The following is a 13,351-nucleotide window of genomic DNA, read 5'->3' on the forward strand; positions in this document are numbered from 1 at the left end:
ATTACCTGGTTAAAAATTAAGAATGAGTCGCAGTGGCTGGGGACGTATCGTGACCGTTCATCCCGTAGTCGTAGGGACCGTGGGTCAACACCGGCAGACGATGCCAGTTTTCAATGATCGGTGGGGAAGCCGTCGTCCATTCCAAGGTCAACGCCCGCCAGGGATTACCACTGGCTTTTTCGCCCCAACCCCAACTCCAAATCACATTCACCAAAAAGGGAATCACGGAGAAGGCTAGGACAAACGCCCCAATCGTACAAATTTGGTTAATCTGGGTAAATTGTGGGTCGTACATCGCTACCCGGCGGGGCATCCCCTGGGTTCCCAAAACGTGCATCGGTAAAAAGGTCAAATTTGCCCCAATTAAAGTCAACAGAAAATGCACTTTGCCCAGGGGTTCATTGAGCATTCTGCCGGTCATTTTGGGGAACCAATGGTAAATCCCCGCATATAAACCAAACACCGAACCCCCAAATAAAACGTAGTGGAAATGCGCCACCACATAGTAGGTATCGTGCATGTGAATATCCACCGGTGCCGTGCCCAGGGTGACCCCACTCAAGCCCCCCACCACAAACATGATCAATAAACCAATGGCAAACAACATAGCACTGGTGTAGCGGATTTTTCCACCCCATAACGTCGCCGTCCAACTAAAGATTTTCACCCCCGTTGGCACCGCCACAATCAACGTTGAAACCGTGAAAAACATCCGCATCCAGGGGGGTGTGCCGCTGGTAAACATATGGTGTACCCACACGAATAAACCAATGAGACAAATTACCATACTCGAACCCACAATGGCTTTATAACCAAAAATGGGTTTGCGGGCGTGGACGGGAATCACCTCCGACATGATGCCAAAAATCGGCAAAATCATTAAATACACCGCCGGGTGGGAATAAAACCAGAATAAATGCTGGTAAATGATCACATTACCCCCCGCATCGGGTTTGAAAAATGAGGTGCCAAAATTAATATCAAACAGCAGTAAAAGCAATCCAATGGCTAATACCGGCGTGGACAACAAAGCCAACAGGGAAGTTGCCATCATCGCCCAGCAAAATAGGGGCATTTTATCCCAAGGCATACTGGGCACCCGCATTTTTACCATCGTGACCACAAAATTCACCGAACCCAAAATCGAGGAAGTCCCCGCCAAAATGATGCTCAAGCACCACATGGATTGGGCGGTATTAGCAGTAATCAAACTCAGGGGCGGATAGGATGTCCAACCCGCCTGCGCTCCCCCAAAAAAGAAGCTCCCCACGAGCAACAAACCCGCCGGGGGTAACATCCAAAATGCCAGGGCATTCAAGCGAGGAAATGCCATATCCCGTGCCCCGATCATCAAAGGCACTAAAAAATTTCCAAACCCCCCAATTGCCGCTGGGACAATCCAGCCAAAAATCATGATTGTACCGTGATTGGTCAAGAGGGCATTGTATAAATTGGGGTCAATCACATCCGCATCCGGGGTGTACAATTCGGTACGCATTACCACCGCCATCAATCCACCCAGCAAATAGAACACAAATGAGAATACTAAATACTGAATCCCAATGACTTTATGATCCACGTTGAACGTGAAATAGTCATACCATTTCCAAGCCGTGGGATGGTGCCCAATCGCCTGGGGTAATTCACCGGAAACGGGAAGTTGTGCCTGTGCCATAAACGGTTTTCCTCGTAAATAATGGGTTAACTAATCCTCAGAATTAACTGCTACCGCCCTAGATAAATCGGGGTTTTGGGCAAATTGATTTTCTTTCAACCACTGGTCGTATTCCTCCTGAGTATGAACGTACACCCGAGTACGCATCGCACCGTGATACCCACCGCACAATTCCGCACAAACCACCGGGTAATCCCCCACTTTCGTAGCGGTAAACCGCAGTTCCGTATCATGACCGGGGATCGCATCCTGCTTCAGGCGAAATTGGGGCACCCAAAAAGAATGAATCACATCGGCGGCTTTGATGTTCAACTGTACACTTTTATTCACCGGAATGTGTAATTCCCCTGCCGTTATCCCCTCAGGATAGTTAAAAATCCAAGCGTATTGCATCCCGGTAACAGTCACGGTTACATCCGGTTTTCCCGCCCCTCCCAATCCATATTCCGCCTGAAATTCGGGAGTATTTTCCGCCATATCATCACTAACCAGTTGGGTTTTCATTTCATGATTTTTCATCTCATGGTGCTGATGATGGCTCATTAATAGATGATTGCCACCACCGCCAGCGGCAAACCCACCCATTTCCGTGAATACTTCCACGCTGTAAATTCCCAGGACAATGACAATCACCGCCGGAATCAGCGTCCAGTAGGCTTCCAGGGCAAAATCCCCCTCCAAGGGCACCCCATCCTCCTCATCGCCGGGGCGTTGCCGGAATTGAATCGCAAAGAAAATAATCGTGCCCGCCACCAACAAAAACAGGGCGACGGCAATCATAAACATGAGGTTAAAAAAGTTGTCCACCAGCGGAGCTTGCACCGAGGCTTGCTCTGGGAAGAATCTGCTATGGCTCCCCGCCCACAGGGCAATCAGGGTCACGACAACCCCTACAGTGAGTGTCCAAATCGAAGCTGGCAATTGTTTCATCGGTAAAATCCAGAGTACGCCCGGACATTACCGTTTGTAGCACAGGAGTTGGCGGGGGCTGGGAGAATCTCTAGGTAATTTTAAGGTTGTGCTGGCAAGGGGGCGCTCGTCCTCGCAACCAAGGCAATTTCCAGGGAATCGCCCACATCCGGTAATCAATGGCTACAAGTGGCTAAAAAGTACCATCTCTTCCTTGGTTATGCTCAAAACTTATTCAGCAATCGGGTAGGATGCTTAATGGGTGCCTTAAAAGTTTCTATCATGTCATTCCCTTATGCCCCTACCTCCCATTTATCAGCAGCTTAGGCAATTTTTGACTTCCTTTGAGCAAGAATCAACCATGACTGAGCATAAAACGCCAGTGACAGGAATTGAAAAACAAATTGAAAACTTTATTGCTGAAATTCCACGGACATTTGATGACATGGAACCCCTTGCCCGCTCGTTGGGGGTAGAAATTCATAAGCAATTTCATCTACTAAAAAATGACTTACTTTTTTGGCATACTGCCCGCCAGATGGAAACCAAAACCCAACGGTGGCGAACGATTCAACAACGCCTTACTACCATAAATGTGTATATGCAACAATTATTTAATCTGTGAACCTTGACCCATGAATCCTCCCCCGCTCCTGCTCAAAATTGCCCTGAGTTTGCTTGTCGTTGCTATTTGTTATGGGGCGGGCTTGACGATTCCCCTCACCCTCGCCTGGGTGCTGTTGGGTGCTGAACCTGAGCGTCAAGTGGTACTCGAACGGGTGATGCGGGTGGGCGAAATTCTCCTGGTGTTTGGATTGAGTAGCCTGGGGATTTGGCAAATTTTCAGCAATCATTTATGGTTGGGGGTGGGCATTGCCCTGGCTTCTTGGCTGGTAGCCTTAATTTATTTAATCTTTTCAGATGTGCTGGTGAGCGTGATTCTATTTTTACAAGGGCAATGATGCGAGTCGTTTTCTTTGGTACCCCGGATTTTGCCGTACCCACCTTAGCCGCCCTGTTAAGCCAACCGGAATTTGACGTTTTAGGGGTCGTTACCCAACCGGATCAACCCCAGGGAAGGGGGCAAAAAATCCAACCCTCCCCGGTGAAACTTTTGGCGCAACAATACCATCTTCCCCTATGGCAACCGCCACGATTGCGCCGAGATTTAGAAACCCAACAGGCATTAAATGAATTAAATGCGGATGTATTTGTGGTCGTCGCCTACGGGCAAATTTTACCCCCAGCCGTATTAAGGATGCCCCGGTGGGGTTGTGTGAATGGGCATGGTTCCCTATTGCCGAAATATCGGGGGGCGGCACCCATTCAATGGGCATTAGTCAACGGCGAAACCCATACCGGAATTACCATCATGCTGATGGATGCGGGGATGGATACGGGACCAATGTTGGCTCAGGAAACAGTAGCTATTGATTTATTTACTTCCCTACCGGAATTGTGGCAAGAATTAGCCCAATTAACTGCTGAATTGTTAGTAAAAACCTTGCCCAAATTACCAGAACTCACGCCCATTCCCCAGGATGAAACCCAAGCCACCTATGCACCCTTGATTCAACCAGAAAATTATTTTTTAGATTGGCAGAAATCGGCATTAAAATTGCACAACCAAGTGCGGGGATTTTATCCCAATTGCTATAGTTTATTACGGGGACAGCGGGTGAAAATTTTAGAAACAATTCCCCTCATGCCGGAACTTTTACCCCAGGTGCAGAGCCAATTTCCCGAATTAACCTTACCTACCCTACCCCAAGGGATGCCTGCGGGGACGTTTACCGCCGTGATCAAAAAATTCGGTCCCGTAGTGGCGACTCAGGATGGAAGCCTGATCCTCAAAACTGTCCAGCCTCCGGGCAAACGAGCCATGTCCGGCGGGGATTGGTGGAATGGGATGCGTTTAGAAATCGGGGAGAAGTGGGATACTCCTCCCCAGGGCATTTAGTACAGATTTTCTTCCTGGTGGGTCATGATGGTGCAGTCGCCGGTGGGATAAGCCACGCAGGTCAGCACATACCCTTGGCTAATCTGGTCATCATCCAGGAAGGACTGGTCGGACTGGTCGGGAGCCGCCCCATCCACCAACTTACCGGCACAGGTGGAACAGGCACCCGCTCGACAGGAGTAGGGCAAGTCTAACCCCGCACTTTCGGCGGCGTCCAGGATGTACTCATCGTCGGGGCAGTCAATCACGGTATCAATCCCTTGATCCGCATTGATCAGGCGCACCTTGTAAGTAGCCATAGGAGATTCTCCTCAGAATGGATTAGGAACACGGATTTGTCCCATTCATCACCATAAAACGGATAAGGCAGATTGTCCGCACTGAATTGGATTTGTAATCAAAACCGGATTTGTCTCCAGGTTTTCTTATAGGTGCCCCCGAATTGGGTAACGATGGCTACAATTTAACACCTCAAATCCGCTGGTGAGTCGTTCAGGTGCCGTTCCCGGTTACCCATGAGCACCAAGCCCCAGGGGACGTGCCGTTCATCCGAGCAATTTCTGAGAGATTTAGGGAAATTTAGAGATAGGGAGCTAAAATCGGGCGCAATTTCTCAAGGGTCGCTGGCGGTACTTTATCCAAAGGGGTCATGATCGCATTTTTTAACGCCCGGTGTGCCTTGGATTGGGGGGGATGCGCCGCAATTTTTGCCACCGCTGTTTGAATCACCGCCTGGGCATTCGTAACATTTTTGCGTAAATTATTCACCACCATGTCCACCGAAACGCTGGCGTGCTCCGGGTGCCAACAGTCATAGTCCGTCGCCAGAGCCAAGGTCGCATAGGCAATTTCCGCCTCCCGTGCCAGTTTCGCTTCCGGCAAGTTGGTCATGCCGATCACCGTCGCCCCCCAACTCCGATACAATTCCGACTCGGCGCGGGTGGAAAAGGCGGGACCTTCCATACACACATAGGTGCCCCGGGGATGCAGGGTGACATCGGGTAAATTCAACTCACGAATGGCATCAATCACCACCTGAGCCAGGGCAGGGCACACGGGCTGTTCAAAGGTAATATGGGCGACAATTCCTTCCCCAAAAAAGGTGGAAATGCGATTGCGGGTGCGGTCAATGAACTGATCCACCACGACTAAATCCAGGGGTTTCACCTCAGCTTGCAAAGAACCCACCGCCGACACGGAAATAATGTATTGCACCCCCAGGGTTTTCAGGGCATAGATATTCGCCCGGGCGGGTAATTCCGTCGGCAAAAGATGGTGATGCCGCCCATGCCGTGCCAAAAACGCCACCGGTACCCCCGCCAATTGCCCCACCAACAAGGCATCCGACGGATTGCCAAACGGAGTAGAAATTGTGTATTCCTGAACATCGGTTAAGGCAGGCATCTGATACAAACCACTGCCGCCAATCACCCCAATTTTCACCGCTGGCAGTGCCATCACCCTATCCCCTGACCATTGGGTTCTAATGTATCACCCCGCCCTAAGTTTGGGGAACAACCCCATCCCTTCCCCCGTCTCAAAATGCAAGATAACGCTCACAGGTTTTTAGGATTGAGAATATGGGATTGATGTTGCTACCAGTGTTGCTGGGGCTGGTTTTGGCTGTGCCTGCCCTGAGTCCAGAATTAGTACAATCGCCTAACGGTGAAGCCCTGCTTTTAGTGCCAGAGCAGTTGGCATTGACTCCCGAACAGCAGACCCGTCTGGAGGAAATTCAGACCCAAGCCGCAATCCAAGCCAGCCAAATCCTCACCCCTGCCCAGCAAGAGCAATGGACCAGCCTTTGGCACAACACCCAACCCCTCGACCTCACCCAAGAGCAAAAAAAACAAATGACCGTGCTACGGATGCAGGTGTTGGGGCAAATGCACCAGGTGCTCACCCCCGCCCAACGGCAACAATGGCAGGCGCAACGCTAATCCGGCAAGCGGGGACGCAGGATTAGGTACAGAGCCGCTCCCACCATCGGCAGTGCCGACACCAGGGCAAACCAGGGGGTATGATTCACCCGCCGTCGGGTCATGTCATCCCCCAGCACCAGGGGAAACAGCACACTCAACAGGAGAAAATCCAAACTCATCACATGGATAAACCGGCTGGTCTGAAACGCCTGCCACCACTCCCCCCAACTCCCCTGGGAGAGACCATAGCCCATGAACCCCAGGGTCAGCCCCAACCAAACCACCCCCAGCACCCGACTATTCCACAGCCGTAGCCCCCAGGACACCGAACCACGCCATTCGGGAAACGGGCGACGCAGAGCCAAGTAGGGGAGCAGGGCAAAAGCACCCAGGGCAAAGGAACCGGCGACAAACGGCCAGGCGGGAATTTTCTGCCCTCGTCCATCGGTGAGCAAAACAGCGGCATAAATCCCCGGCCAGACCCCCATCAAATTAAAGAGGGCGACAATCAGCGGATTTACCCCCGCCACGTCAAAGCGAATTAAGCGTTGAATCAAATCCCAGGTTTCCGGCTGATCCGGGGGTGCCAATAGAAAAGCATACCCCACAAAACCCAACCAAATGACCCAGAGCAGAGCAGTTTTCATAGTGCAAAAGACGGTAATTTAGCCCTAATTTAGCTCAATTTTAACCCATAGCAGTTAGGATAAAATTTACGATATTTTAGAGCCAATTTATTAGGGCACCTCTATCAATTCAAAGTTAGCGGTCGCAACTCCCTTGGTTCTGGGTAATATGGGCATTCCCACGATGGGATTGATGATTGGTTCAAATAAATAAATAGAGGTTCCCATTGGTGGTTCCAGATGGGGATATTTGGATTTGTAAAATAACAATCTGTTAGCCGCTTTCTAAGCATTTCACTAACCATTCTGTGAGCCACTTTTTGATCTGTTCCAACCTATATTCGTTTCACAAGAAAATGCAACACTTTGAGGCACTGGCAATCACTGTATCCCCTTTTAGGACAGGGTTTGCAGGTAAAGGTGAATGTCGCAAACTTGTTTGAAATTACTATAGCGGTCGCAGGGGCACTGCCCCCGTATTTGGTTCTGGAGAACTTCTGTTCACTAATCAAATAGGACTGCTATAGCTACGTCACGCTAAGTACAAAAATCACTTAATAAATTCATAAAGTTGCCCTGATTATTTACATAGATCGCCTGAGATGTTGGGTTCAGTTCTGTGGTAATTCTAGGCTCTCTTAGCCCATCTGTACCCTTATAGCTAAATATCATTGCCATTCAATTCCGATGAACCCGCTCGCACCGCCCGAAACATCCCAAAGCGGCATAACCCGGTGCCAAAAGCCAATCGCATCAGTAAAAACGTAGGCACTTCCCGCAAGGATTTCACCAAACCCACCACCCCAAACCGGATCAATCCCCCTGGGCGCACCACTCCCTGCCAAATCGAATCCAGCCAGGAAGGTAGGGTTGGTTCCGTCCAATCCGCCGTGACCACCCGACCCTCGACCCACCCGGTCGCCTCCAAAGCCTCGGCGAATCCTTCAATACTGGCAAATGCCGGATGTGCCCATTGGTCCAACAACTGCCGCATCACCCATTTTTCCCAAGGACGCAAGGGTTTTTGACGGTCATCCCGTTGGTTCCAGTCCGCCACCACCAAAATTCCCCCCGGTTTCAGCACCCGCAACAATTCCCGGGCAAATTGCGCCTTATCCGGCATATGGGGTCCCGCTTCGATGGACCAGACCACATCAAAACTGCCATCGGGAAAGGACAACGCCAGGGCATCCTCCACCTGAAACCGCACGGGTAACCCAGGGGGGGTCAACGCCTGTGCCCGCCGTACCTGCTGGGGACTGATGGTAATCCCGGTCACATGGAACCCGTAATCCTGCGCCAAAATCCGACTACTGCCCCCAATGCCGCACCCCACATCCAACACCGTGGTTCCCGGCGGCAGCTGGTCTAAACCACCCCAGCGCACCATTTCATGGACAAAATCCACCTTGGCTTGGCGAAAATCCTTCCGGCGAGGGGGAAAACCATAGTGCCCCAGGTGAATATGCTCCCCCCAATAAAATTCCAGAATGCCATCTTGGGTCCACGTGTCGTAGGCAGTCGCCACCGAAGCCGCCGTTTGATACCGGCGGGGAAATAGCAAATACAACGCCAACCCCAGCAGTAACGCCGCCCCCACCAACCCCAAAATTAGCCCCAAAATCTGCCCAAGCGGTGTAGCCATCGTGCATCCCAAGATGTACCCATGTTCCTATTGTGACGCAGTTTCGTTACAAATTGTTATACTTGGCGGCAGAGGGCGTATAACAAAGGATGTTTTTATGGAAGGGAGTACCCAGACCCGCTATCGCTTGGGGCAGACCGATGTGCAGGTGAGTCCGGTGGGCATTGGCACTTGGGCGTGGGGGGATCAGCTATTTTGGGGCTACGGCAAGCAGTACAATGACCAGGATTTGCAAGCGGCTTACCGGGCGAGCATCGAGGGGGGAATTACCTTTTTTGACACGGCGGAAGTGTATGGGTTGGGGCGGTCAGAGCAATTATTGGGGCAATTTGTGCGGGAGATGGGTCGCTCGGCGGTGATTGCTACTAAATTTATGCCCCTGCCCTGGCGATTTTGGCCCCAAACCCTGGTGGATGCCCTGCGCGCCAGCATTCAACGTTTGGGGGTGAATCAGGTGGATTTGTACCAAATTCATTGGCCGGTGCATTTCCCCGTGTCCCTCGCCAGTTGGATGCACGCCCTGGCGGATGCGGTGGAATTGGGGTTGACCCGCACGGTGGGGGTTTCCAACTATTCCCTCGCCCAGATGCAGGAAGCCCAGCGGGTGTTGGCGGACCGGGGCATTCCCCTCGCCAGCAACCAGGTGGAGTATAGCTTGATTTGCCGCACCCCGGAGCGCAACGGTTTGTTAAGTCGTTGTCAGGAATTGGGCATTACCTTGATTGCCTACAGTCCTTTGGGCATGGGGCTTTTGACCGGCAAATATACGGTGGACAACCCGCCGCCCAGTGCCCGGGGGTTACGCTTCCATCGGGAACGGCTACTGCAGGTACAACCTTTGCAGGGGTTGCTCCAGGAAATCGGGCAACGCTACGGCAAAACCCCGGCGCAGGTGGCATTAAATTGGGTGATGTGCAAGGGTGCCCTGCCCATTCCCGGTGCTAAAAATGCCCGCCAAGCCCAAGAAAACGCCGGAGCAATGGGGTGGCAACTCACGCCTGATGAAGTCCAAGCCCTGGATCAAGCCAGCCCCAACTGGTAGGGGTTCAAAGTCACTTATCCGGGCTGGAAAAGAGAATCAAGGGATAGGGAATGCGGCGCAACAATTCCCCGCCCAGGGAAGGGGAAATATCCCACAGTTTGGTCATGTGGGCCTCGGTGAGGGTCACGGCACTGATGTCCAACATCTGCGCCAGGGTCATACAGGCTTCCACCGGGTTGCCCGTCCGCACATGGGTATAGACCTGGGGAATGTGGGGGGACAACTGCGCCGCCACCGCCTGCAATTCCTGTTCCGCCCGTCGGATTTCCTGGGGGTCAGGGTCAAAATCCCGGCGAATTGGGTCTTCCACCACCCACACCAGATGACAACATTCCACCCGGGGCACGGGGGTTTTTTGCACCTGCGCCAACACACTCTCCAATAAATGTTGGGACTCCGGGCGACCCCGATAGGGCAACATCAAATGGTAAAACAGATGGCGGCACCGCAAATCCAACTCCTCCGCCGTCAACACCTGCACCAACTGGGGACGGATCACCATCAGGGGAATCTCACACTTACGCATGATATTGAGCGCATCACTCCCCACAAACTTTTCCGCCAGGGCATTGCGCTGTTGGGTGCCCACGAGGATCAAATCCGCTTCCACCTCCTGCGCCGCCTGCACCACCACTTCCGCCGGTTTCCCCGAACGAATCACCCGTTGCGCCTGCACCCCACCCGTGTCTGTGGGCAAGGTTAACGTGGCTGATGCCGCCGCCAGTGCCTCCGTATCCTCCCGTACCCGCACCCCCACATCCCGGTAGGGCACCCCATGCACAAAGGTCACCGCCTCCACCCCCCCCGCCCCCAAAGCTGGGAGAAAATGGCTGAATCGGTACAAGCCATCCCGCAAATCTGTGGCAATAACCAATCGCTTGAACACCCTACACCCCCACTGGCGTCAACCCGCTGTGATTGACTACGCCTGGCTGTGAGCAGTTTAACATACCTGTAGGGACAGTGCTTGCGACTATTCCCATGTTTATTCCTAATGCCCTGGATGCATCCTGATTAATTATTGTAAAGCACGAAATACCGGGATAATATGCCTGCAACTCTTAATTTTTTAAGCATAATTTTTAAGCATAAAATTCCCGATCATCACTTAGGTGAAATTGCCCTATATGCTGAGCGGTGGTCATCACTTTTTACCTGGGCACCGGCACCTGTGCCAATATATTTTGAATCACCGTATCCACTTTTAGCCCCTCCAATTGGGCTTCCGGGCGCAATAATAACCGATGGCGCAGGAGGGGTAACGCCACCGATTTCACATCATCCGGGGTGACAAATTCCCGTCCTTGGATCGCCGCCTGTGCCCGACTGCTGGCTAACCACACCACCGCCGCCCGGGGGGAAGCTCCCAGGGAAACGTCCGGGTGTTGACGGGTGCGTTGAACCAAATGCAAGAGATAATCCACAAGGTTATCACTCACCACAATTTGGCTTAAAATTTGACGGCATTCTAACAGTTCCTGCACCGTTGTCAGGGGATGGAGTAAGGCTAAATGTGCCGGTTTCCCCAGCCCGGAAAACTCACTTTTCAGCATCTTTTTTTCACTTTCTAAATCAGGATAATCCACAACTAATTTGAATAAAAAGCGGTCTAATTGGGCTTCGGGCAGGGGATAGGTGCCTTCAAATTCCAGGGAGTTTTGCGTGGCAATGACCCAAAAAAAATCCGATAGGGGGCGGGTTTGACCGTCTAAAGTCACCTGTTGTTCCTGCATGGCTTCGAGTAAAGCGGCTTGGGTTTTGGGGGGCGTGCGATTGATTTCATCCGCCAGTAAAATCTGGGTAAAAATCGGTCCCGGTTGAAAAGTAAACCGAGCGACGTTGGCATCAAAAATACTGGTACCCAAAATATCCGCAGGTAAAATATCCGGGGTCAGTTGGATGCGCTGAAAATCCGCCTGAATCAAGCGAGCCAAGGTGCGAACCAACAGGGTTTTGCCCGTCCCCGGCACCCCTTCAATAATCAGATGCCCCCCCGCCAGACCTGCCACCAGCAATTGCTCCACCAGTGCCGTTTGCCCAACAATCACCTGATTGAGCGCATGCCGCAGGCGAGAAAACACCGTCATTACCCTTGTCGCATCCATGTTTGCCCCCAGGTGTAGTCCCCATTGCCAATCCTAGGGCAAAATGCTCCAGACCCCATGCTTTGGGGTTGTGGGTCCCATTTACCTATAGCTCCGGCGGGATCAAGCGGGTTCAATCCGGCAATAAGCCATCTGCCCAGCACCAGGATTGATATTGATAAAATACATTTGAACCAAAGCGATGCCCACTGCGTATTCTGGATAAGTATTCATTCCCCCGCCCGCCCTATGAAATTAACGGACTTCTTACGGCTGATTCACCCGACCCTAACGGTGATTGTGGTTTTTCCTTTGATTGGCATGGTCAGCAATTTGGCTTGGCAAACCATGCAACGTCGCCGCCAAACTAAGGACGGGGGCAAAAGTAAAATTCCCCCGATGGTGGGTCCAGAACACGCAAAATTGGGACGCTGGCTCACGGGTTCGGTAGTGGGTTCGGTGCTGATTGGAGTGATGATCCCAATTACCAAAAATATCCTCAAGAAAAATGTTTGGAGTACCAATCCCACTCAAGTCGTTTTAATTGGGTTATTCCTGGTGGGAACCATTGCGGCTTTGATTGCCCTTTATTACGCTCAAAAAAAGGTTTGGCGGGCGGTTTTTGCCACCCTCACTGGCGTGGGTTTAGTCGTTTTGGGTGCCCAAGATGGGGTATGGCGACGGGGTTTTGAATGGTGGGTTTCCCATTACTATTACGGCATCACGGCGGCTTTGTTAATGGTGTTTTCCCTGGCGATTTTACCAGATATTTATCAAGACCGTACTCACACCTGGCGGAAGGTACATATTGCCCTCAATACGCTTGCCCTATTATTATTCATCGGTCAGGGATTTACCGGCACCCGGGATTTGCTAGAAATTCCTTTGAGTTGGCAGGAACCCGCTGTTTATTCCTGTGATTTTGTTAATCTCACCTGTCCCCAAGGTCAACCCCAGCCTTGACTTCTTTTTTACCAATTGAGGTGATTTTGGTGAGAGCGTAACGGATTGGTGGATGATGATCATCACCGCCGCAAAATAGGCGTGAATGGTATTTTATTGAACATCTACTAACATTTGTGTTCTCTCCATCTCCACCGGCAAAACCTGCTGGGCGGTCTTAAGTAAAACGGAAAAAAAAAGTAATTACGGATAGCTTAAACATTCATCAAGCTGATAGCTTACAGGACAAAACCATATAGCAATCCTCAACCATTAAGCAACAAAAATTCGCCAGAACCAAGAACGGGGGCTACGCCCCTGCGACCCCTGTTCCATTCTCAGTTAGGATTGCTATAGCATTATATTTGGCAATTTTACTCAATTAACGTACAGAAATTTTGCAGAAATGTAAGTATGGGGGCATTGCCCTTGCAACCCCTATTTACGGGTAATTATTAAAACATCTTTTTCATGAATCCTCACTGTTTCGTAAATTTTTTGGCAAATTTGCCATCCTACTCCCTAGTCATAGGAAAACCATAATTC

General features: G+C 51.3%; 14 protein-coding genes. 6 read left to right on the forward strand and 8 right to left on the reverse strand.

Translation table 11 applies throughout. From position 1 onward, the window contains the following. Positions 1–16: 16 nt before the first annotated feature. Both ctaD and MLD66_RS04815 read right to left on the reverse strand, forming a co-directional pair. Complete coding sequence (ctaD, locus tag MLD66_RS04810) at positions 17–1,675, reverse strand: cytochrome c oxidase subunit I (protein ID WP_247215806.1); 1,659 nt, start codon at positions 1,673–1,675, stop codon at positions 17–19. Between the two features lie 30 nt (positions 1,676–1,705). Next, positions 1,706–2,605, reverse strand: coding sequence for a cytochrome c oxidase subunit II (locus MLD66_RS04815; protein ID WP_247215807.1), 900 nt, complete (start codon positions 2,603–2,605; stop codon positions 1,706–1,708). Positions 2,606–2,879: 274 nt separating this feature from the next. On the opposite strand from MLD66_RS04815, the gene patD reads away from it, so the two are divergent. From patD to fmt, 3 genes are read left to right on the forward strand one after another with little or no spacing between them, the layout of a single operon-like run. After that, positions 2,880–3,209 carry a heterocyst frequency control protein PatD gene (patD, locus tag MLD66_RS04820; RefSeq protein ID WP_281438414.1) on the forward strand — a complete coding sequence of 110 codons (330 nt, stop codon included), beginning with the start codon at positions 2,880–2,882 and terminating at the stop codon, positions 3,207–3,209. A gap of 10 nt (positions 3,210–3,219) precedes the next feature. Then, the gene (locus tag MLD66_RS04825; RefSeq protein ID WP_247215809.1) at positions 3,220–3,546 is read left to right on the forward strand and encodes a hypothetical protein; all 327 of its coding nucleotides are present in this window, start codon (positions 3,220–3,222) and stop codon (positions 3,544–3,546) included. Further along, positions 3,543–4,544, forward strand: a complete 1,002-nt coding sequence (gene fmt, locus MLD66_RS04830; protein WP_247215810.1) for a methionyl-tRNA formyltransferase — start codon at positions 3,543–3,545, stop codon at positions 4,542–4,544. Before MLD66_RS04825 ends, fmt begins: the two co-directional genes overlap by 4 nt. Here fmt and MLD66_RS04835 read toward each other — a convergent pair. Continuing rightward, positions 4,541–4,843, reverse strand: coding sequence for a ferredoxin (locus MLD66_RS04835; protein ID WP_247215811.1), 303 nt, complete (start codon positions 4,841–4,843; stop codon positions 4,541–4,543). The genes fmt and MLD66_RS04835 overlap by 4 nt on opposite strands. Positions 4,844–5,123: 280 nt before the next feature. Further along, positions 5,124–6,002 (reverse strand): S-methyl-5'-thioadenosine phosphorylase, encoded by an 879-nt coding sequence (locus MLD66_RS04840; protein ID WP_247215812.1) that lies wholly within the window; start codon positions 6,000–6,002, stop codon positions 5,124–5,126. 131 nt (positions 6,003–6,133) lie between these two features. Here MLD66_RS04840 and MLD66_RS04845 point away from each other — a divergent pair, with 131 nt between their 5' ends. Further along, on the forward strand, positions 6,134–6,484 hold the full coding sequence (locus tag MLD66_RS04845; RefSeq protein ID WP_247215813.1) for a hypothetical protein: 351 nt from the start codon (positions 6,134–6,136) through the stop codon (positions 6,482–6,484). On the opposite strand, the gene MLD66_RS04850 is transcribed toward MLD66_RS04845, so the two are convergent. Together MLD66_RS04850 and MLD66_RS04855 are read right to left on the reverse strand one after the other, a co-directional pair. Continuing rightward, positions 6,481–7,113, reverse strand: coding sequence for a DUF2834 domain-containing protein (locus tag MLD66_RS04850; protein ID WP_247215814.1), 633 nt, complete (start codon positions 7,111–7,113; stop codon positions 6,481–6,483). The genes MLD66_RS04845 and MLD66_RS04850 overlap by 4 nt on opposite strands. 640 nt (positions 7,114–7,753) lie before the next feature. Next, the gene (locus MLD66_RS04855) at positions 7,754–8,737 is read right to left on the reverse strand and encodes a methyltransferase domain-containing protein (protein WP_247215815.1); all 984 of its coding nucleotides are present in this window, start codon (positions 8,735–8,737) and stop codon (positions 7,754–7,756) included. A 97-nt stretch (positions 8,738–8,834) separates the two neighbouring features. Between MLD66_RS04855 and MLD66_RS04860 the strand changes: the two genes are divergently transcribed. Beyond that, positions 8,835–9,779: an aldo/keto reductase gene (locus tag MLD66_RS04860; RefSeq protein WP_247215816.1), complete on the forward strand. Its 945-nt coding sequence runs from the start codon at positions 8,835–8,837 to the stop codon at positions 9,777–9,779. A gap of 10 nt (positions 9,780–9,789) precedes the next feature. Here MLD66_RS04860 and MLD66_RS04865 read toward each other — a convergent pair whose 3' ends face one another. Together MLD66_RS04865 and MLD66_RS04875 are read right to left on the reverse strand one after the other, a co-directional pair. Further along, complete coding sequence (locus tag MLD66_RS04865) at positions 9,790–10,665, reverse strand: universal stress protein (RefSeq protein ID WP_339396914.1); 876 nt, start codon at positions 10,663–10,665, stop codon at positions 9,790–9,792. 265 nt (positions 10,666–10,930) lie between these two features. Continuing rightward, the gene (locus MLD66_RS04875; RefSeq protein WP_339396916.1) at positions 10,931–11,884 is read right to left on the reverse strand and encodes a MoxR family ATPase; all 954 of its coding nucleotides are present in this window, start codon (positions 11,882–11,884) and stop codon (positions 10,931–10,933) included. Between the two features lie 228 nt (positions 11,885–12,112). Here MLD66_RS04875 and MLD66_RS04880 point away from each other — a divergent pair, with 228 nt between their 5' ends. Beyond that, positions 12,113–12,826 carry a DUF4079 domain-containing protein gene (locus MLD66_RS04880; protein WP_247215817.1) on the forward strand — a complete coding sequence of 238 codons (714 nt, stop codon included), beginning with the start codon at positions 12,113–12,115 and terminating at the stop codon, positions 12,824–12,826. Positions 12,827–13,351: the final 525 nt, after the last annotated feature.

The sequence above is a fragment of the Synechococcus sp. C9 genome (assembly GCF_022984075.1).
Classification (GTDB): domain Bacteria; phylum Cyanobacteriota; class Cyanobacteriia; order Gloeomargaritales; family Gloeomargaritaceae; genus Gloeomargarita.

Excerpts from the sequence above, each read along its gene's own strand:
- ctaD (WP_247215806.1), bottom strand. The coding sequence starts at position 1,675 with ATGGCACAGGCACAACTTCCCGTTTCCGGTGAATTACCCCAGGCGATT.
- MLD66_RS04815 (WP_247215807.1), bottom strand. The coding sequence starts at position 2,605 with ATGAAACAATTGCCAGCTTCGATTTGGACACTCACTGTAGGGGTTGTC.
- patD (WP_281438414.1), top strand. The coding sequence starts at position 2,880 with ATGCCCCTACCTCCCATTTATCAGCAGCTTAGGCAATTTTTGACTTCC.
- MLD66_RS04825 (WP_247215809.1), top strand. The coding sequence starts at position 3,220 with ATGAATCCTCCCCCGCTCCTGCTCAAAATTGCCCTGAGTTTGCTTGTC.
- fmt (WP_247215810.1), top strand. The coding sequence starts at position 3,543 with ATGATGCGAGTCGTTTTCTTTGGTACCCCGGATTTTGCCGTACCCACC.
- MLD66_RS04835 (WP_247215811.1), bottom strand. The coding sequence starts at position 4,843 with ATGGCTACTTACAAGGTGCGCCTGATCAATGCGGATCAAGGGATTGAT.
- MLD66_RS04840 (WP_247215812.1), bottom strand. The coding sequence starts at position 6,002 with ATGGCACTGCCAGCGGTGAAAATTGGGGTGATTGGCGGCAGTGGTTTG.
- MLD66_RS04845 (WP_247215813.1), top strand. The coding sequence starts at position 6,134 with ATGTTGCTACCAGTGTTGCTGGGGCTGGTTTTGGCTGTGCCTGCCCTG.
- MLD66_RS04850 (WP_247215814.1), bottom strand. The coding sequence starts at position 7,113 with ATGAAAACTGCTCTGCTCTGGGTCATTTGGTTGGGTTTTGTGGGGTAT.
- MLD66_RS04855 (WP_247215815.1), bottom strand. The coding sequence starts at position 8,737 with ATGGCTACACCGCTTGGGCAGATTTTGGGGCTAATTTTGGGGTTGGTG.
- MLD66_RS04860 (WP_247215816.1), top strand. The coding sequence starts at position 8,835 with ATGGAAGGGAGTACCCAGACCCGCTATCGCTTGGGGCAGACCGATGTG.
- MLD66_RS04875 (WP_339396916.1), bottom strand. The coding sequence starts at position 11,884 with ATGGATGCGACAAGGGTAATGACGGTGTTTTCTCGCCTGCGGCATGCG.
- MLD66_RS04880 (WP_247215817.1), top strand. The coding sequence starts at position 12,113 with ATGAAATTAACGGACTTCTTACGGCTGATTCACCCGACCCTAACGGTG.